22 protein-coding genes and 2 tRNA genes are annotated in these 18514 nt (G+C 69.3%); 16 read left to right on the top strand and 8 right to left on the bottom strand.

All coding sequences use genetic code 11. The features are described from left to right. Positions 1-77: 77 nt before the first annotated feature. From ABIE65_RS02890 to ABIE65_RS02900, 3 genes are all read left to right on the top strand, one after another. A tRNA-Cys gene (locus tag ABIE65_RS02890) sits at positions 78-151 on the top strand. Positions 152-255: 104 nt separating this feature from the next. Next, a tRNA-Asn gene (locus ABIE65_RS02895) sits at positions 256-331 on the top strand. A gap of 207 nt (positions 332-538) precedes the next feature. Next, positions 539-724: a hypothetical protein gene (locus ABIE65_RS02900; protein ID WP_354075382.1), complete on the top strand. Its 186-nt coding sequence runs from the start codon at positions 539-541 to the stop codon at positions 722-724. A 51-nt stretch (positions 725-775) separates the two neighbouring features. Here the strand turns inward: ABIE65_RS02900 and ABIE65_RS02905 are convergent, their stop codons facing one another. The 4 genes from ABIE65_RS02905 to ABIE65_RS02920 form a co-directional block, all read right to left on the bottom strand. After that, the gene (locus ABIE65_RS02905; protein WP_354075383.1) at positions 776-952 is read right to left on the bottom strand and encodes a rhodanese-like domain-containing protein; all 177 of its coding nucleotides are present in this window, start codon (positions 950-952) and stop codon (positions 776-778) included. A 69-nt stretch (positions 953-1021) separates the two neighbouring features. After that, complete coding sequence (locus ABIE65_RS02910; RefSeq protein WP_354075384.1) at positions 1022-1363, bottom strand: hypothetical protein; 342 nt, start codon at positions 1361-1363, stop codon at positions 1022-1024. A 187-nt stretch (positions 1364-1550) separates the two neighbouring features. Beyond that, the gene (locus ABIE65_RS02915; protein ID WP_354075385.1) at positions 1551-1763 is read right to left on the bottom strand and encodes a hypothetical protein; all 213 of its coding nucleotides are present in this window, start codon (positions 1761-1763) and stop codon (positions 1551-1553) included. 66 nt (positions 1764-1829) lie between these two features. Next, a complete protein-coding gene (locus ABIE65_RS02920) occupies positions 1830-2747 on the bottom strand; it encodes a CehA/McbA family metallohydrolase (RefSeq protein ID WP_354075386.1) in 918 nt (305 codons plus the stop codon). A 150-nt stretch (positions 2748-2897) separates the two neighbouring features. Between ABIE65_RS02920 and ABIE65_RS02925 the strand changes: the two genes are divergently transcribed. The 5 genes from ABIE65_RS02925 (at position 2898) to ABIE65_RS02945 (ending at position 6823) form a co-directional block, all read left to right on the top strand. Then, the gene (locus tag ABIE65_RS02925; RefSeq protein ID WP_354075387.1) at positions 2898-3452 is read left to right on the top strand and encodes an HD domain-containing protein; all 555 of its coding nucleotides are present in this window, start codon (positions 2898-2900) and stop codon (positions 3450-3452) included. A gap of 66 nt (positions 3453-3518) precedes the next feature. Continuing rightward, positions 3519-4622: an ABC transporter ATP-binding protein gene (locus ABIE65_RS02930; protein WP_354075388.1), complete on the top strand. Its 1104-nt coding sequence runs from the start codon at positions 3519-3521 to the stop codon at positions 4620-4622. A gap of 10 nt (positions 4623-4632) precedes the next feature. Then, positions 4633-5523 (top strand): ABC transporter permease, encoded by an 891-nt coding sequence (locus ABIE65_RS02935; protein ID WP_354075389.1) that lies wholly within the window; start codon positions 4633-4635, stop codon positions 5521-5523. Further along, positions 5520-6323, top strand: coding sequence for an ABC transporter permease (locus ABIE65_RS02940; protein WP_354075390.1), 804 nt, complete (start codon positions 5520-5522; stop codon positions 6321-6323). Before ABIE65_RS02935 ends, ABIE65_RS02940 begins: the two co-directional genes overlap by 4 nt. A gap of 26 nt (positions 6324-6349) precedes the next feature. Next, the gene (locus ABIE65_RS02945) at positions 6350-6823 is read left to right on the top strand and encodes a 2OG-Fe(II) oxygenase family protein (protein ID WP_354075392.1); all 474 of its coding nucleotides are present in this window, start codon (positions 6350-6352) and stop codon (positions 6821-6823) included. Between the two features lie 3 nt (positions 6824-6826). Here the strand turns inward: ABIE65_RS02945 and ABIE65_RS02950 are convergent, their stop codons facing one another. Continuing rightward, positions 6827-7990 (bottom strand): acyl-CoA dehydrogenase family protein, encoded by a 1164-nt coding sequence (locus tag ABIE65_RS02950; protein WP_354075393.1) that lies wholly within the window; start codon positions 7988-7990, stop codon positions 6827-6829. Between the two features lie 144 nt (positions 7991-8134). On the opposite strand from ABIE65_RS02950, the gene ABIE65_RS02955 reads away from it, so the two are divergent. Further along, positions 8135-9337: a hypothetical protein gene (locus ABIE65_RS02955; RefSeq protein ID WP_354075394.1), complete on the top strand. Its 1203-nt coding sequence runs from the start codon at positions 8135-8137 to the stop codon at positions 9335-9337. Here the strand turns inward: ABIE65_RS02955 and ABIE65_RS02960 are convergent. Further along, the gene (locus ABIE65_RS02960) at positions 9316-9774 is read right to left on the bottom strand and encodes a MerR family transcriptional regulator (RefSeq protein WP_354075395.1); all 459 of its coding nucleotides are present in this window, start codon (positions 9772-9774) and stop codon (positions 9316-9318) included. The genes ABIE65_RS02955 and ABIE65_RS02960 overlap by 22 nt on opposite strands. Positions 9775-9855: 81 nt before the next feature. Between ABIE65_RS02960 and ABIE65_RS02965 the strand changes: the two genes are divergently transcribed. Beyond that, entirely contained in the window at positions 9856-10524 is a 669-nt protein-coding gene (locus tag ABIE65_RS02965; protein WP_354075396.1) for a cation efflux transmembrane domain-containing protein, read from the top strand. A gap of 72 nt (positions 10525-10596) precedes the next feature. On the opposite strand, the gene ABIE65_RS02970 is transcribed toward ABIE65_RS02965, so the two are convergent. Next, a complete protein-coding gene (locus ABIE65_RS02970) occupies positions 10597-11022 on the bottom strand; it encodes an organic hydroperoxide resistance protein (protein ID WP_354075397.1) in 426 nt (141 codons plus the stop codon). A gap of 135 nt (positions 11023-11157) precedes the next feature. On the opposite strand from ABIE65_RS02970, the gene ABIE65_RS02975 reads away from it, so the two are divergent. Continuing rightward, complete coding sequence (locus tag ABIE65_RS02975) at positions 11158-11628, top strand: MarR family winged helix-turn-helix transcriptional regulator (protein ID WP_354075398.1); 471 nt, start codon at positions 11158-11160, stop codon at positions 11626-11628. Positions 11629-11768: 140 nt separating this feature from the next. Next, positions 11769-12551 carry a universal stress protein gene (locus ABIE65_RS02980; protein WP_354075399.1) on the top strand — a complete coding sequence of 261 codons (783 nt, stop codon included), beginning with the start codon at positions 11769-11771 and terminating at the stop codon, positions 12549-12551. Between the two features lie 42 nt (positions 12552-12593). Here ABIE65_RS02980 and ABIE65_RS02985 read toward each other — a convergent pair whose 3' ends face one another. Beyond that, complete coding sequence (locus ABIE65_RS02985; RefSeq protein WP_354075400.1) at positions 12594-13616, bottom strand: TerC family protein; 1023 nt, start codon at positions 13614-13616, stop codon at positions 12594-12596. Between the two features lie 392 nt (positions 13617-14008). Between ABIE65_RS02985 and ABIE65_RS02990 the strand changes: the two genes are divergently transcribed. The 4 genes from ABIE65_RS02990 (at position 14009) to ABIE65_RS03005 (ending at position 18504) form a co-directional block, all read left to right on the top strand. Then, positions 14009-15295, top strand: coding sequence for a methyl-accepting chemotaxis protein (locus ABIE65_RS02990; protein ID WP_354075401.1), 1287 nt, complete (start codon positions 14009-14011; stop codon positions 15293-15295). Positions 15296-15496: 201 nt separating this feature from the next. Further along, the gene (locus ABIE65_RS02995; protein WP_354075403.1) at positions 15497-16687 is read left to right on the top strand and encodes a CaiB/BaiF CoA transferase family protein; all 1191 of its coding nucleotides are present in this window, start codon (positions 15497-15499) and stop codon (positions 16685-16687) included. Between the two features lies 1 nt (position 16688). Next, positions 16689-17966, top strand: coding sequence for a flavin monoamine oxidase family protein (locus ABIE65_RS03000; protein ID WP_354075404.1), 1278 nt, complete (start codon positions 16689-16691; stop codon positions 17964-17966). 118 nt (positions 17967-18084) lie between these two features. Then, a complete protein-coding gene (locus ABIE65_RS03005) occupies positions 18085-18504 on the top strand; it encodes a DoxX family protein (protein ID WP_354075405.1) in 420 nt (139 codons plus the stop codon). Positions 18505-18514: the final 10 nt, after the last annotated feature.

The following is an 18514-nucleotide window of genomic DNA, read 5'->3' on the forward strand; positions in this document are numbered from 1 at the left end:
GTCCGGCGCCCGCCTCGGTTCGCGCCGGTTGATTCGCCGGCCGCCGCGGCCTATATACGCGCGTCGCTTCGGTCGCCGGCGCGGTGGCAGAGTGGTTATGCAGAGGCCTGCAAAGCCTTGTACATCGGTTCGATTCCGGTCCGCGCCTCCAACCTGCAACGGCCATGAAGATGGAACGTCGCAGGGGCTCGCATGGCAGATTCATGTCTGCTATAAGCGCGGCTCCCGGTCACCGGGGCGAAGGTTCGGCGCCGTTCCGCGGTAGCTCAGTTGGTAGAGCAGGCGACTGTTAATCGCCGGGTCGCAGGTTCGAGTCCTGCCCGCGGAGCCAACCTCAAACCCTCTGAAAGCCACGCGCTTCGGAGGGTTTTCTGTTTCCAGGGGGTCACTCGTCGAACCGACGGCGCCGCCGCCGCGAGCCGGGTAGGACGGCCTCGACCGAAGGCTCGCGTTGAACTGCGATAAAAAAATCTTATATCTCGCTCGGTGGAATGCTTCGGCGCCGCCCGATTTTCAACGGATAGCAAGGACCCGACCCATGAATGAGCACAAGTTCAAAGTCGGGCAGGTCGTTCGCGTGTCCGACATCGTCGAGAAGGGCGGGCCGCAGTCCTACTCGGTCACGCGTCTCCTTCCGGCCGAGAAGGAAGGGCCGCAGTACCGCCTCAAGGCGGAAGACGGCACGCAGGAGCGTGTTGTGCTGGAGCGCCAGCTGCGGACCTGATGCACCCGGCCCGCCGCTGAAGCAGGGGAACGGGCCGTCGTCCGCGCGTCGTCACGCGGGTTCGGTCTCGACCCCGCCTTCGACGCCATCCCTGAAGCGCCGAAGTTCGTAGACCTCGCCGCAGCCGAGATCCTTCGGGGTCTTGCCGGCGAGTTCGGCGCGTCCGCCCGGCCGGTCCACTGCCGCCTGCACATCCGTGCATCGCCCGGCGAATGCCACGGAACGCATGCGCGGCCGTCGTCCGCCGCGGTATCGGCGAGGCTCGGGAGTTATGGCCATGAGCCTCGCCGCACCATCTCAGGTCGTCTTCAGCAGGGCTTCCGCGCAGGCCGACGCGACGTCCTCGCGATAGGGACCCGTGACGGTCACCCAGCCGGCCTTCTCGACGAAGTCGCCCCGGCGGTAGTAGCTCGCCGCCTCCAGTGCCACGTGCTGATCGGGATGCAGCTTTCCTTCCGCAACGCAGAGCGGCAGGAACGCCTGGACCACGGCCTTCTCCTCACGCGCGGCGGCCATCTTTTCCGCCGAACCGCCGGTGAGCCAGCCGCCCCAGGCGAAACCGACCACCATCGTCGCGACCGCACCTGCCGCCGCGCCCCAGAGTGCGGGGGAAATCCAAGCCTTGTTCTTGGCCATCATTGAAGCCTCCTGTACTTCCCGGACGGCGAAAATCGCTGCCCGATAACGCCCTCTTTGCGGGGAATTCAGGAAACCATAGCACAAACCATGGTCGCTTATTCGCTTGTGGCGACAATTTTTATTTTAGCGATCGATTTCGCCCGGACGAGGCCCGGCGGCGTTACCTGCATGGCAAGGGACCGCTGCGTCAGCGACGGCGCCAGAAGAGGACGGCCAGGATCACGACGACGACCACGATGCCGATCCAGCCCCAGAGGCCGATATCCATCCAGCCCGACGTTTCGGCGGCCGGCGTCGGCACCACGTCCTGCGGGTGGGGGCTCTGCGCCGGCGTCCCCTGGGCCCACGCGCCCGCGGGCGCCAGCAGTGCCGCCGACAGGATGGTGGTTCTCATCGCCATGTCGTCCTCTCGCGGGTTTCGTTCGCTCTCGATCAGCAAAACGACGGCGCGGGAAGCGGTTCCCCGTCAGGGCCCGGCGACCCAGACTGGATTGGTCCAGGCCCGGCGTCCCACCGCATCCACCACCGCCAGCCGCAGCCATGGACTGGCGCCGAGCGGCTCGCGCGGCAGGACGGCGCGGGTGACCTCGCCGCCCGCCTCCGTCACGACCTGGCTGCTCTTCGAGGCCCGCCCGACGGCGATCACGGCCCGCGCCGGGCTGCACGCGATCTCGATCGTGTCCGGGGTCAGCGTGACCTCGCGGATCTCAGGGCCCTGGCTGGCATAGAAGCGGCCGGCCTTCATCGCCGCCAGCAGCACCTCCGGCTCGCAGCTTTCGGCGCGCACGTTGATCCAGCCGCCGAAACCGTCGTCGCAGTGGAAATGCGCGTCGTCGACCGCCAGCGCCGTGTGCCGCGCCCCCTCGTTCAGCAGCGCGTCGAGCAGGTACCAGCCGTCGCCCCGATCGGTCCGTACCTGGGAGGTGTGATTGTAGACCTCGACCGCATCGGCGAAGTGCAGCGTGCGGGCGTCGGCCGTGGTCAGCCCGTACCAGGCCGGGTGCGCGATCCCGACGAACGCCCCTGCCCGCGATGCCCTGAGCGCCAGCGCCGGCCCGTCCTCGCCCGGCAGGTTGCGCTCGAAATCGAGCGGCAGCCCGACCGCCAGGATGTGCCAGCGCTCGCCGTGGCTCGTCGCGGGCGCGTGCAACTCCGCCCCGATGATCGTCGTGAAGCCGGCGGTGCGCTGGCCGCGCGTGTCGACCACCGGCCAGTCGAACCGCTCCATGAAGTGATCGGTGATCGACAGGAAATCGTAGCCGGCATCGCGGTAGCGCGCGCAGACCACCTCCACCGGCAGCGCCCCGTCGGAGCGCGTCGAATGGGTGTGGACGTTGCCCTTCCAGAATCGGCCGGTGCCGGCGAAGGGGGCGAGGTCGGTCATCGGGCGGGCTCCCGTTGTCGCATTGCAGTGATCATGCGACGTCCCGCACCGTCACACCATTGACATCGGAAGTCGCGATAACGCGAGCTATAGCCGCCGTCGATGACACCTCGGCGACAATGACGCCAGAGAATCGGGTCGAGACAAGCCATGAAGATCCGCTCCACCGAAGAACTGGTCCGGCTCTACCGCGAGCGGGCCGACCTGCCCTACGGCCTCACCGACGTGACGCAGCTTCAGCATGCGCTCCAGGGCGCCCATCTCGCGCGCAGCGAGGGGCACCGGCCCGAACTGGTGGTGGCGACGCTCTTCCACGACGTCGGCCACCTGCTCGGCCGCCTGAACGACAACCCGGCCGAGCGCGGCATCGACGACCGCCACGAGATCAGCGGCGGCCGCATCCTGGCCGCCCTGTTCGGCGACGAGATCGCCCAGCCGACCCGCCTGCACGTGGCCGCCAAACGTTATCTCTGTGCCACCGAGGCGGACTATTTCGGCCGCCTGTCGCCCGACTCCGTGCGCAGCCTGGAGCTCCAGGGCGGCCCGATGAGCGACGCCGAGTGCGCCGCCTTCCGGGCCGAACCCGGCTGGGAGGACGCCCTCCTCGTCCGCCGCTGGGACGACCGCGCCAAGGACCCGCACGCGAACGTCCCCGGCCTCGACGCCTACCTCCCCGACATCGCCGCCTGCGCCAGGGCCGCCTGAAGGCCCGCCGAGGACTGGCACCCTTCCTGCATCGCCGGCCGCAAGGTCCGGTGATGCGGGAAGACGATGGCGGAGCTGCAGCACTCCCTCGCCCTCGACAATCTGTCGAAACGCTACGGTGAGGTGGCGGCGGTCGACGGCGTGTCGCTGTCGGTCCAGCGCGGCCAGTTCCTGACGCTGCTCGGGCCCTCCGGCTCCGGCAAGACCACCGTCCTCATGTCGATCGCCGGCTTCGTCGCGCCCAGCGGCGGCGAGATCCTGCTCGATGCGCGGCCGATCTCGCACCTGCCGCCGGAGCGGCGGAATTTCGGCATGGTGTTCCAGGGCTACGCCCTGTTCCCGCACATGACGGTCGCCGAGAACATCGCCTTCCCGCTCCGCGTCCGGCACCGGCCGGAGCGCGAGATCCAGTTCCGGGTCGGCGAGATGCTCGAGCTGGTCCAGCTCGGCAACCTCGCCGCGCGCACGCCGCGCCAACTGTCCGGTGGCCAGCAGCAGCGTGTGGCGCTGGCCCGCGCGCTGGCCTTCGAGCCGGCGCTGCTGCTCCTCGACGAACCGCTGTCCGCGCTCGACAAGAAGCTGCGCGCCGACCTGCAGACCGAGCTCAAGGACCTGCACCGCCGCGTCGGCCTGACCTTCATCTACGTTACGCACGACCAGGACGAGGCGCTGTCGATGTCGGATCAGGTCGCGATCATGCGCGACGGGCGCCTGGCGCAGTTCGGCACGCCGGAAGGCCTGTACGAGCGGCCGCGCACGCGCTTCGTCGCCGACTTCCTCGGCAAGAGCAACTTCCTGCACGGCCGCGCCGTCGAACGCAGGGACGGCGGCTTCGCCTACGAATGCGGCGGCGTGCGCCTGGTTCAGGCGCAGGCGGCCGGCGCTCCGGCCCCGGGCGAGCCGGTGACCATCGCCCTGCGGCCCGAGAAGATCGAGGTAGGCTCCGACGTGAAGCCGGCGACCGAGAATCTGCTCGAAGGCACCATCGCCGACTGCACCTATCTCGGCACCGACTTCCGCCTGACCATCGAGGCCGACGGCCTGCCGCCCGGCGAGCGCCGCATGCTGGTGACCGTGCCCGCCTGGCGCTGCCACCTGGTGCCGGAGCCCGGCCGGCGCGTCTTCCTCGGCTGGGAGCCGGAGGCGTCCACGCTCGTGGTCGAGGATTGAGGGGCGGCGCATGACCATCGGCACCGCCGCCCATCCGCCGCTCACCCTCGCCGCGCGCCTCGCCCGGCGGCCGCGGGTCAACGCCTACTGGATCCTCGTCGCACCGGCGCTGGTCCTGATGCTGGTCTTCTACCTCTACCCGCTGGGCCAGGTGCTCTGGATCAGCGTGACCGAGCCGAAGCCCGGCATCGACAATTACGGCCTGCTCTTCAGCAGCGCCTCGATCCACAAGATGCTGATCACGACGGCGCGGATCTGCGCGATCACCACCCTCGTGACCCTGCTCCTCGGTTACGTCGTCGCCTATTCCCTGGTGCATGCGCGCCCGAAGGCGCAGCGCTGGATCTTCCTCGGCGTCGTCCTGCCGCTGTGGATCTCGGCGCTGGTGCGCGCCTTCGCCTGGGTGACGCTGCTGCGCCGCGAGGGCGTGATCAACGGCGCGCTCACCGGCGCCGGCATCGTCGACCAGCCGCTGTCGCTGCTCTGGAACGAGTTCGCGATCTGCGTCGGCATGGTCCACTACATGCTGCCCTACGCGATCCTGCCGCTCTACGCCAACATGCGCGAGATCGACCAGCGCACCATCGCGGCGGCGCGCGGCCTCGGCGCCGGTCCCTTCCAGGCGTTCCGGCGGGTGTTCCTGCCGCTCAGCCTGCCCGGCATCGTCGGCGCCGGCGTCCTGGTCTTCATCCTGTCGCTGGGCTTCTACATCACGCCCGCCATCCTGGGCGGCGGCAAGACGCTGATGATCACCGAATATATCAGCACGCAGATCCTCGACCTGCTGCGCTGGGGTCCGGCGACCATGCTGGCGACCTCCCTGATCCTCACCGTCCTCGCGATGATGTGGATGCTGGGCCGCGTCGTGGACCTGAGGAAACTGTTCGGAGCGGGCGGATGAGCGCCTATGGCGACGGCCGCGAGGGCCGCCTCTCCCGCGTCGGCGCCTGGACCATCATCGGCTTCCTGGTGCTGCCGATCACGATCGTCTTTCCCGTCGCCTTCACCGACAAGCGCTACCTGTCGCTGCCGCAGGACCACATGTCGCTGCAGCATTTCGCCAACCTCTTCACCAGCGAGGCGTGGCTCTCCAGCATCGGGCAGAGCTTCGCGATCGCGGTCGCCGCCGCCCTCCTGTCGCTCGTCGCCGGCACGCTGTGCGCCATCGGCTGCTGGCGCATCGGTACGCGCTGGTCCGAGGCGGTGCGCACGCTGATGCTGGTGCCGATCTTCGTGCCGACCATCGTCTACGCGCTCGGTCTCTACCGCTTCTGGATCGACCTCGGCCTGCTCGACACCTACACCGGCGTCATCCTGGCGCACGGCGTCACCGGCATCCCCTATGTCGTCATCATCGTCTCGACCAGCCTCGCCGGGTTCGACCCGCGCCTCGAGCAGGCGGCGCGCAATCTTGGCGCCAGCCTCGCGCAGACGCTGCGCCGGGTGATCGTGCCCAGCATCCTGCCGGGCATCGTCTCCGGCGGCATTTTCGCCTTCATCCATTCCTGGGACGAGTTGGTGATCGTGCTGTTCATCGCCAGCCGCAAGGTCTTCACCCTGCCGCGCCGCATCTGGGACGGCATCAACGAGAACCTGGATCCGACCATGGCGGCCGTCGCCGCCGTGCTGATCCTGCTCACCACCGGACTGCTCGTTCTCAACACGCTGCTCGGCGCCCGCCGCGAGGCGGCCGGCCGCTGACGCCGCATCTGGAGACATCGACTGACATGCCCGACGACGAGGTTCTGCACGATCTCCCGCAGGCGCCGGAGATCGCGGTGGAGACCGGCAATTACATGGCGCACTGCGACGCCTACATGGCGCACTGCGACACCGGCGGCTTCACCATGCTGCAGCAGGACGATACCGGCGGGCTGGAGGTGATGACGCCGAAGGGCGAGTGGGTCGTCGTCCCGCCGGTCGAGAACAGCTTCGTCGTCAACATCGCCGACACGATGAAGCTCTGGACCAACCACCGCTTCGCCTCGACCCTGCACCGCGTCGTCAACCGCTACGGCAAGGAGCGCTTCTCGGTCGGCTTCTTCACCAACCCCGACGACGACGCCGAGATCACCCCCATCCCCACCTGCGTCCGCCCCGACGACCCGCCGCGTTTCGAGAGCATGAAGACCGGCGACGCGATGCTCTACCTCTACGGCCGCATCTGGCCCAGCAAGGCCGGCGGCGCCGAAGCGGCCTGAGCCTCACCGCCCCGCATACTGCACCGCCACCCGCCCCGCCTTCTCGCGTGCCACGATCAGCTTGGCCACCTGCGCCGTGCCGTCGCCGATCTCCAGGCCCATCACGTCGCGCAGGCGCTGCTGGTGCGGCAGGTCGCGGCTGTATCCCAGATGGCCGTGGGTCAGCAGGCACTGGTGGATGGCATCAACCGAGACCTTCGGCGCCAGCCATTTCGCCATCGCCGCCTCCGCCGTGTGCGCCATGCCCTGGTCGCGCAGCCAGAGCGTGCGGTAGCAGAGCAGCCGTGCTGATTCGACCAGCGCCTCCGCCTCGGCGAGCGGAAAGGTGACGCCCTGGAACTGGGCGATCGGCCGGCCGAACGCCTCGCGCTCCACGGTGTAGGGCCAGGTCTCGTCGAGCGAGGCGCGCGCCGCGCCCAGGCACTGCAGGCCGATCAGCGCGCGGCTGTAGTCGAAGCCCTGCATCACCCGCGTGAAGCCCTGCCCCGGCTCTCCCACGCGCGCCGCGTCCGGCACGCGCACGCCGTCGAACCACACCGACCCGCGCCCGACGCAGCGCGTGCCGAGGTCGTCATAGGCCGACCGGCTGATGCCGGGCGCGTCCATCTCCACCAGAAAGGCCGTGACGCCGCGCGCGCCGTCATCTTCGCTGCCGCTGCGCGCCGCGACCAGGATCACGTCGGCCTGGCTCGCCATCGAGATCGACGCCTTCTCGCCCGACAGCAGCCAGTCCGCGCCGTCGCGCTCGGCCTTCAGCCGCAGGTGTGCGGCGTCCGTCCCGCCGCGCGGCTCGGTCAGCCCCAGCGCGATCAGCGCCTCGCCGCGCACCACCCGCCCGACCACGTCGCGCGCGAGGCTCGACCCCGCATGCCGCGCGACGATGCCGCCGCACAGCGACGCGAGAAGCTGGACGTAGGTCACGTTGATGTCGGCGACCGCCAGCGCCTCGATGATCAGGCCCGAGGTCACCCCGTCGACGCCGAGCCCGCCCAGTTCCTCCGGCATGTCCGCCCCGATCAGGCCGAGTGCGCCCATCTCCAGCAGCAGGTCGCGATCGATCCGCCCAGCCTCTTCGCGCGCCCTGTAGCCCGGCGCCAGCCGCTCCCGCGCGAAGCGCGCCGCCGCCGCGCGCAGTGCCGTCTGGTCGGCGTTCAGTCCGAAGTCCATCCTGTCCTCCTCCCCGGCGGCCGTTCCGGCGAGTATGCGGCGAGACCGCCACGGCGGTAAGGCACCGGTAATGCCTTGGGTGCAGCATCCGCCGGCGAGCAGGCAGGCAGAGCCACGGTGCCGCGCCGCCAGCCAGGGGTTTGAATGAAGACCGGAACCGGGATCATCGGCGGCAGCCTCGCCGCAGCGCTTCTGCTCGCCGCCGCGACACCCGTGGCCGCCCAGCTCACACCGTCGGAGCAGGTCTCGCCCGGCTCCGGCGCGCCCCGCGGCATTCCGCCGGAGCAGGAGCCACGGCCGGCCCCCGACGCCCCCTATCCGCGCCTCACCGGCGCGATCGACGTCGAGGTCTACAACGACCACACCTATCGCGCCGACGCCGGCGGCGACGAGCGCAACCTTCTCTATACGGACAGCACCGCGACCTTCGGGCTCCATCTCGCGCCCGAATGGTCGCTGCAGTCGACCCTGCACGTCGAGCCCGTCCGAGACGAGCCCGGCGACCGTACCTTCAGGGATCACGGCCTCTATCTCGAGCAGCTCTACGCCCTGTACGACGGCGAACGTTTCCAGGCGCTCGCGGGGAAGTTCAACCTCGGCTTCGGCTTCGCCTGGGATCGCGCGCCCGGCGTCTACGGTACCGACTTCGCCTACGACTACGAACTGAATGAAAGGCTCGGCTTCGGCGGCGGCCTGAAGCTCGGCGGCGAGGATATGGGCGAACACCGGATCACCGCCCAGCTCTTCCTGGTCGACAACACGCCCGCGAGCCACACCGCCTTCGAGCGCCGCTTCGAGGACGCCTCCGGCCGCCCGCGCCGGCGAAACCGCGAGCGCTATCCCGGCGTCGCCAACACCGCCTATCCGACCTCCTTCGCCGTCGCCGCGACCGGCGAGGCGATGCCGCTCCTGCCCGGCCTCGCCTACACTCTCGGTTTCATCCGGGAGGACGGCGACGACGGCGCGCGCAACGAGACCGGCGGCGTCTTCGGCCTCGAACACACGATGCAGTCGACGGAAGACCTCGCCTTCGTCTTCCTCGGCGAGGTCGCCGGCTTCGAGGACTTCCAGGGCAGCGACGAAGATCGCCTCTACCTCACCGGGGGCCTCGGCGCCGCCTACGGCCCATGGAGCGCCTCGGTCTCCGCCACCCGTCGCCGGGTGGACGCGCCCGGCGACGGCTATACGGACCTGCTGTTCCAGGCCTCCGCCGGCTACACGATCGACCTGGGCGAACTGGGCGAGGCGAGCATCAACCTCGGCTGGAAGACCGAGCGGGTCGAGCGCGACCGGGCCGAGACGGTAGGCTTGCTTCTCACCTACAGCTACGCGTTCGGCAGCCCCTGAAGGCTGCGGCCGTCGTCGCGCGTCGCCTGCAGGTCCGGCGACAGCGCCTCGATGATCCCGCATTCGCCGATCACGCCGCCCTGGCACTGGCTGCTGAGCCGGCGCAGTTCGCCGGCGAGCCTCTGCAGGTCGGCGATTTTCGCCTCGACCTCGTCCAGATGCTCCAGGGCGATCCGGTCGACCTCGGCGCAGTCGTGGCCGTGCCGGCCGGCGAGGTCCAGCATCGTGCGGATCTGGTCCAGCGTGAACCCGAGCCCGCGGCAGCGCCGGATGAATCCCAGGCGCCGCAGATGCGTCCGATCGTACGCGCGGTAGTTGCCAGCCGTGCGGACGGGCGGGGCGAGCAGGCCGATCTGCTCGTAATAGCGGATTGTGACGACCTTGGTACCGGTCGCCTTGGCCAGCGCGCCGATCAGCAGCCTGTCGTGCCGTTCCATGGCGGTTTCCTGCCTTGACCCTATAGCGCCCATAGACACCAACTTGGGATACAGCATGACCGATCCCAAGGGAGAGAGCGCATGAGCGCGAGCTGCTGCGGCAACCAGTGCGGACCGGCCCCGGGTGCCGGACGGGACGGCGATCCCCGCTGGCGCCGCGTGCTGTGGGCGGTCCTCGCAGTCAACGCCGCGATGTTCGTCGTCGAGATCGCGGCGGGGCTGGCGGCCGGCTCGGTCGCACTCCAGGCGGATGCGCTCGACTTCCTGGCCGACGCCGCGACCTACGGCATCAGCCTCGCCGTCGTCGGCATGGCACTGCGCTGGCGCGCCGCCGCGGCCCTCGCCAAGGGGGCGGCGATGGGCCTGTTCGGGCTCTGGGTGATCGGCGCCACCGCGTGGCACGCGCTGAGCGGCACGCTGCCGGACGCCGGCACCATGGGTGCGGTGGGATTCGCCGCACTGGCCGCCAACGCCGGCTGTCTCGCGCTGCTGTGGGCCTATCGCGGCGGCGACAGCAATATGCGCTCGGTCTGGATCTGCTCGCGCAACGACGTGATCGGCAACGTGGCGGTCATGCTCGCCGCCGCCGGCGTCTTCGGCACCGGCACCGGCTGGCCGGACGTCACGGTCGCCGCGGTCATGGCCGTCCTCGCCCTCCAGGGCGCGTGGTCGATCGCCCGCATGGCGCTGCCCGAACTGCGCGCGGCGGACGCGGACGACGCCGCGCGGGGCGAACCACGCCACGCCTGATCGCCCGAGTTCCACCGGCCGGAGGCGGCTGCGGGCGGAACCGCGAGATCCCGCCCACCGGAACCGCGTCCGTTACGCCGCCAGAGACAGCCGCACGTCGAGGCCGTTGCGGGTGGCGTGCGAGTAGGGGCAGACGATGTGCGCCTGGTCGACCAGCTCCCGCGCGACCGCCGGATCGACGCCGGGCAGTGCGATGGTCAGCGCGACGTCCAGGCCGAAGCCCTTGCCGTCGTCGCGCTTGCCGATGCCGACCGCCGCGGTGACGGTGCTCTCGTCGCTCACCTTCACCTTGCGCTGGGCCGCCACGAACTTCAGGGCACCGAGGAAGCAGGCGGCATAGCCGGACGCGAACAGCTGCTCGGGATTGTTGCCGTCGCCGCCCGGGCCGCCGAGTTCCTTCGGTGTCACCAGACTGACGCTGAACGCCCCGTCGGCGGTGGCGGCCCGGCCGGTACGGCCGCCGGTGGCGGTGGCTTCGGTGCGGTAGAGGATGTTCATCGGTGGCTCCTTCATTCGCGACAACACTTATCGCGATAACTGAATTACGCTCACACGTCCCTCCAGTCAAGATAATTCTTACCGCGATATCTTTTTGCGATCCGAGCCGCTATATGAAGGCCGGAGGAGCGTGCCATGACAGCCGAGACGACCAACGAACCCCTGCCGCTCGACGACCAGCTTTGCTGGGCCGTCTACTCGACCGGCATCGCGATCCAGCGGGTGTACAAGCCGCTGCTCGACCGGCTCGGGCTGACCTACCCGCAATATCTCGTGCTGAACGTCCTCTGGCGTAACGACGGCCAAACGGTCGGCGGCATCGCCGAGGCGCTCGCCCTGGAATCCAGCACCCTCACCCCCCTGCTCAAGCGCCTCGAAGCCGCCGGCCACGTCCGCCGCACCCGCAACCCCGCCAACGAACGCCAGGTCGTCGTCACCCTCACCGACCAGGGCCGCGCGCTGCGCGCCCAAGCTGGCTGCCTCGGCCAAGCCCTCGTCGCCGCCTCGGCCCAGTCCCCAACCGACCTCGCCCGCCTGAACGCGGAGGTCAGGCAGCTGCGGGATGCACTCTATGCGCATATCGAGGGCTGGGCGGCGCCCGGATGAATGGCTGAGCCAATCATGGTAAGGACTGCATCGTTACGCACCCGCGCGCGGCCCTGGGCATGCGCCATGCCGTCCATGTCCGAACGGCACCGCGCGAGCATCGCTCCGACCGGCAGCCGACGAAGAGGAGAGAGGAAACGATGACGGTCAAGACCGTGCTTCTGCACGCCGGTTCGGAGACGCTGGATCCCGGCCGCGGCGCCGCCGCCTATGCCCTCGGCCTCGCCCGCGCCCACGAGGCCCATCTCGAAGCGCTCGTTCTCGACCTCGACATGATGGCGCCCGAGGCCGCCCGTGGCGGCAAGCGCGCCGCGGATGCCCTGCGCGCGGCGGCACGGGACCAGGGCGTCGAAGCGTCGATCATCACCGAACGCTCGCACCTACACAGCACCCCCGAGATCGCCGCCGACCATGCGCGCCTGGCGGACACGGTCGTCGCCGGCGTCCGCAAGGAGGGTCTGCTCAGCGAGCGGCTGGTCGCCGAGAGCCTGATCTTCCAGTCCGGGAGGCCGGTGATCGTGGTACCCCACGATCACCGCGGCTATGCCGCGGAGCGGATCGCCGTCGCCTGGGACTTCAGCAGGGTCGCCGCGCGCGCGCTCTCGGACGCCTTGCCGTTCCTGCGCCGCGCAGCGGAGGTGACGCTGATCGCTTTCGGCGACGACAAGGACTTCACCGCCAGCATCGGCCAGGACGAGGTTCTGGAGCGGCTGCGTCGCCGTGGCGTCGAAGCCGGGTTCGAGCGGATGGAGCGTGGCGGACAGGGCATCGGGGACGCAATCAACGCGGCCGTCGGCCACCTCCGCGCCGACCTGCTGGTCATGGGGGGCTTCGGCCACTCCCGCTTCCGCGACTTCGTGCTCGGCGGTGCGACACGGAGCATCCTGACCGCACCGCTCGTCCCGACGCTGCTCTCCCACTGACGGGCGCGGACCGGGCAGCGTCGGCGGCGCATCGGCCGCCGGTCAGTCCCGGCGCGCCGGGTCGTCGGGTCCCATCCCGGCGGGCCACTCCGGCTCCGGCTCGCGGTTGGTCTTCCAGAGCGAGTATCCGACGCCTCCGGCGATCAGGGCGAATGTCACCCCCAGGCTGACGGCCGGCGGAAACTTTTCGCCGCCCAGGAGAAAATCCGCGACGAAGATCTTCGTGCCGATGAAGATCAGGATCGCAGCCAGGGCATACTTCAGATAGTGGAACCGGTGGACCATCGCGGCCAGGGCGAAGTAGAGGGCGCGCAGCCCCAGGATCGCCATGATGTTGGACGTGTACACGATGAACGTGTCCGTCGTGATCGCGAAGATGGCGGGGACGGAATCCACCGCGAAGACGATGTCGGCGAGGTTGATGACCACCAGCGCCAGGAACAGCGGCGTCGCCGCCCGCACTATCCTGCCCGATTTCGGATCCGCGACCCGCACGAAGAAGTGATGGCCGTGCAGTTCCCGCGTCACCGGCATGTGGGTGGATATGAACCTTATCGCCGGGTTGTTCGCGACGTCGATCGGCTCGTCGCCGGCGAAGAACATCTTCACGCCGGTGAAGATCAGGAAGGCCGCGAAAAGGTAGAGTACCCAGTAGGCCTCGTTCACCAGGGCCGCACCCCCGGCGATCATCAGGCCGCGCAGCACGATGACCGCCATGATTCCCCACAGCAGCGCGCGGTACTGGTATTTCGCGGGAATGGCGAAGTAGGAGAATATGAGGCTGATGACGAAGACGTTGTCGATCGACAGCGCCTTCTCTATGAAGTAGCCGGTGAAATACTGCATGCCCGGCTCCGCGCCGCGGGCATACCAGATCCACCCGCCGAACAGCAGCGCCACGGTAATATAGAACACCGAGAGCCTGAGGCTCTCGGTGATCCCCATTTCCTTGTCTTCCTTATGGAGGATCCCGAGGTCGAACGCGGTCAGCGCCGCCACGAGGCTGAGAAAGACGAGCCAGAACCACGCGGGCGTGCCCAGCCAATCCGAAAACAAAAATTCCACGAGACGGAGTCCTCCTGATTACGGCAGCGACGGAGGATTCGAGATTGGGGGATGGCGGCGTGCCGGGCCTCAAGCATCGCATCTTCCGATGCGGCCGACATCACGCACTTCAAGAGGGAAGCTGAGGCGTCAGAGGGGCCCGGTCCGCGCCCATACAATAGGCAGCGGGTCGGACGCCTTCAACCGCGGAGGGCGGCAAGTGGTGAACGCGTATGGAGGCTATAGTGATCTTCGTTCCCGCGCTGCACGCCGCATACGGGGCACGAGGAGGCTGCCCTGGCAGCGGCGCACTGTTCACCACCAATCAGCCTCCCCGAGAGTGGATTTTCAGGAATCTTTCACAGGTCGCTTCATAGAGTGGGGGATCACCCCAAAGAACGAAGCGTGGCAACATGGGACTGTTCGGTCGATCCGATTCCACAGAGCGCGACAGGCTCGAATGGCTTGCCGTCCTGGATCGGCACTGCGGGGTCGGATTGTGGGATGCCGTCCTTCACGACGGCGATGCCATGCATCCGAAGGCCCGCTGGACGTGGTCGGGCGAGTTCCGCCGGCTCTGCGGTTTTGCGAACGAGACGGACTTCCCGAACGTCGTGCAGTCCTGGTCGGATCGGCTGCATCCGGACGATGTCGCCTCGACGTTCGATGCATTCGGGAAGGCGCTGGAGACCGGCGGCCTGTACGACACGATCTACCGCCTGAAGACCAAGGACGGCACCTACCGCTGGTTCCGGGCGACTGGCGGCGTGATCAAGGATAACGACGGCGTCGCCCGCCGTGCGTGCGGCTCGCTCGTCGACATCCACGACGCGCGGGAGGCGGAGGCGAGGCGGCAGGAGACGACGGAGGTCCTGACGCGCCAGTTCCAGACCGACGTTCTCGCCGTGGTCGACCAGGTCGCCGCAGGCGCCGATCAGCTCAGCCGTGCCTCGGTAGAGATGGGCAATGCCACGACACAGACGCGCGACGGTTCGATGGAGGTGGCGTCCGCCTCGGGCGAGATGAGCGCGAACGTGCGCAGCATGGCGGCCGCGACGGAAGAAATGACCGCCTCGATCCATGAGATCGCCGATCAGGCCGCGCAGTCCGTGCAGGCCACGACCAGTGCGGCCAGTGAAGCCGAGGCCGCCATAGCCGCGGTACGCACCCTGGTCGACGATGTCAGGCAGATCGGCGACGTGGTCGGCCTCATCGGCGACGTGGCGTCACAGACGAACCTTCTCGCGCTGAACGCGACGATCGAGGCGGCGCGGGCCGGCGAAGCCGGCAAGGGCTTCGCCGTCGTGGCCTCCGAGGTGAAGGCGCTGGCGTTGCAGACCCGGCAGGCGACCGGCAACATCGTCGCCCGCATCGAGGCGGTGCAGAAGGCAACGACGAGCGTCGAGCGACTGATTTCCGGGGTCGCGACCACGGTGACCAAACTCGGCGAGTCCGCCTCGACGACCGCCGCAGCCGTGGAGCAGCAGGGCGCGACCACCAGCGAGATCGCGCGCAATATCCAGGATGCCGCTCAGCGGACCGACGACGTGTCTTCCGGTATCGCGCGCGTGAACGGCTTCGCCGTCGAGAGCGGCGCTCTGTCGGAACGCATCGCCGACTCGATGAAGATGCTGTCCGGTCACGCAACCGACCTGCGGGCACAGGTCGACGGCTTCCTCAAGCGGTTGCGCGCCGCCTGAGGCCGCCGGGCGCGGCCGAATACGCCGGAGGCGGCAGAGACGAGGTCGCCGCCGCCCCGCGCGTCGCGATCCGCATGCTCGCGGATCGTGGTCGCCCCAGGCGCTATCCCCACCTTGCCGCCCCGCACGCCCCCGCGCTACTAGTCGTTTCTCGGCTCTGTCGCACGGTGCGGCGCCGTTCGTAGCAGGAGCGTTTCCTTCATGCCCGGCCCGCTCGAAGGCGTGCGCGTCATCGACCTGACCTCGGTCGTCCTCGGCCCCTATGCCACCATGCTGATGGGCGACATGGGCGCCGACGTCATCAAGGTGGAGGCGCCCGACGGCGACACCACCCGGACCACGGGCCCCAGCCGCAACGAGGGCATGGCCTGCACCTTCCTCACCTCGAACCGCAACAAGCGCAGCGTCGTGCTCGACCTGAAGCAGCCGTCGGCGCGCGCGGCCCTGCAGACGCTGATCGACGGCGCCGACGTGTTCGTGCATTCGATCCGGCCGCAGGCGGTGGCGCGCCTCGGCTTCTCGCCGGAAGAAGTGCTGAAGCGCAACCCGCGCATCGTCTACGCCGCCATCCACGGCTTCGGCGAGGCCGGGCCCTATGCTGGGCGCCCGGCCTACGACGACATCATCCAGAGCGTCTGCGGCATCGCCGGCCTGATGGAGAAGCGCTTCGGCGAGCCGCTGTTCATGCCGATGGTGGCGGCCGACAAGACCTGCGGCCTGACCACGCTCTATTCGATCCTGGCCGCCCTCTTCAACCGCGAGCGCACCGGCAAGGGCCAGTTCGTCGAGATCCCCATGCTGGAAGTGATGACCCAGTTCACCCTGATGGAGAATCTCTACGGCCACACCTTCGACCCGCCGGACGGGCCGATCGGTTATCCGCGCGTTCTGGCCGAATGGCGCCGGCCGTGCCAGACGAAGGACGGTTGGATCACAGTCCTGGCCTATACCGACCGGCAGTGGGCGCGCTTCGTCGTCGAGGCGGGCCGGCCGGAACTCGCGACCGACGTGCGCTACGCCAAGCTCGCCGGCCGTACGAAGCATATCGACGACACCTACACCTTGGTCGCCGAGATGCTGCGCGAGCGCACCACCGACGACTGGCTGGCGGTGCTCGATCGGCTCGAGATCCCGTGCGCGCGGGTCAACAAGCTGGAGGAGTTGGAGCAGGACCCGCACCTCTCGGCCATCGGCTTCTTCCGCAAGGTCGAGCACCCGACCGAGGGGCCGCTCACCATGACGGCACCGCCGGTGAACTTCGCCGACACGCCCGCGGAGATCCGCCGCATGGCCCCCACCCTCGGCCAGCACAGCGCCGAAATCCTGCGGGAGGCGGGCCTCAGCGACGCCGAGATCGCCGCGATGGCCGAAACCGGCGCCACGGCAGCGTGAGGTGAACGCCGTGCCCGCCGCCCTGCCCGCTTCGGTCGACGTGGTCGTCGTCGGCGCGGGCGCGGCCGGGCTCGCCGCGGCGCGAAGCCTGCTCGACCGCGGCCTGTCGGTCGTCGTGCTGGAGGCGAAGGACCGCATCGGCGGCCGCGCCTGGACCGTCGACCTAGCCGGCATGCCGGTCGACCTGGGCGCCACCTGGCTGCATTCCGGCAGCGTCAATCCGCTGGCCGGGATCGCGACACGGCACGGCGTCGCCTACGACACGACCCCGACCCGCATCCGCCGCTGCTTCCTCTTCCGTGCGCACGAGACGCGCTGGGCGACCCCGGTGGAGGAGAGCGAGCGGATCGACTATTTCGACCGCTGCGAGGCGCTGATCGAGGCCGCGGCCCATGCCGGGCGCGACGTGCCGGTCTCCGCCGTTCTGCCCGACCATCCGCGCTGGCGCCCGGCGTTCGAGGCCTGGGTCGCCGCCTATTCCTCGGCCGACCCCGACGAACTCTCCACCGCCGACTGGGTGAACTATACCGACACCGAGGAGAACTGGCCGGTCCCCGACGGCCTGGGCACGATCCTGCAAAGCTACGGTGCTGGGCTGCCAGTCCGCACCGGGACCGCCGTCACCGCCGTCCGCCACGACGGCCGGTGCGCGATCGTGGAAACGGCGGCCGGCAGCGTCGAGGCGGCGGCCGTGATCGTGACCGTCTCGACCTCGGTCCTGGCGGCCGGCACGATCGCCTTCGACCCGCCGCTGTCGGCCGACCGGCGCGCCGCCCTCGCCGCGATCCCGCTCGGCCGGGCGAACAAGCTGGCGATGGCCTTCGACGGCAACCCGTTCGGCGACCTCGCCGCCCATGCCGTCCGCCTCGCCGAGGCGACCTCCGGCACGATGATCCTGCACATCCGCCCCTTCGGCCGCGACCTCGTCACCACCTTCATCGGCGGCCGCTTCGCCGCGGAGATCGAGCGTGCCGGCGAGGCCGCCGCCGTCGACTTCGCGATGGCGCGCCTCACCGCCATCTTCGGGCCCGAGCCCGCCCGGCGCCTGGGCGCCACGCGCGTATCGGCCTGGGAGAGCGACCCCTGGATCCGCGGCGCCTATTCGGCCGCCCGCCCGGGTGCAGCCCACCTGCGCCCGGTCCTCGCCGCTCCCGCCGGCCCGCGCCTCTTCTTCGCCGGCGAGGCCACGCACCTGCGCTATTTCAGCACCGCCCACGGTGCCTTCCTGTCGGGCCAACGCGCCGCCGACGAGGCCGCCCATGCCCTCGGCAAAGGCTAGACGGCCAAAGCGTCTTCATTCTTTTGCACCGCAGCATTCGGGCGCTAGTATCGCCGGGCCTCTACCCGTGTAGAGGCATCGGCGGCGCGAACGCCGCCAGCGGACCTGGAGACGCGTCATGAATTCCGCCCGCCTCGCCGCCTACGCGCCTTACATGCTCAGCATCACGCGCATCATGGCCGGTCTTCTGTTCCTCGCGCACGGGACGCAGAAGTTCCTGGCCTTTCCCGGCGGCGAGCGCGCCGGCGCCGGATGGGACTTCAGCTCCGCCGGCCATTTTGCCGGCGCCATCGAATTGGTGACCGGCGTGCTGATCGCGATCGGCCTGTTCACGCGGCCCGCCGCCTTCCTCGCCTCGGGTACGATGGCCTTCGCCTACTTCCTGGCGCACGCCCCGCGGGACTTCTTCCCGATCAACAATGGCGGCGATGCGGCCATCCTCTACTGCTTCCTGTTTCTGTATTTCGTCTTCGCCGGCCCGGGCCCGCTCAGCCTGGACGAGCGCGGCAGGTCCGTTCCGCCCAGCGGCGTCAGGTGAGCGGCGCGCC

The organism is Constrictibacter sp. MBR-5 (assembly GCF_040549485.1).
In the GTDB taxonomy this organism is placed as follows: Bacteria; Pseudomonadota; Alphaproteobacteria; order JAJUGE01; family JAJUGE01; genus Constrictibacter.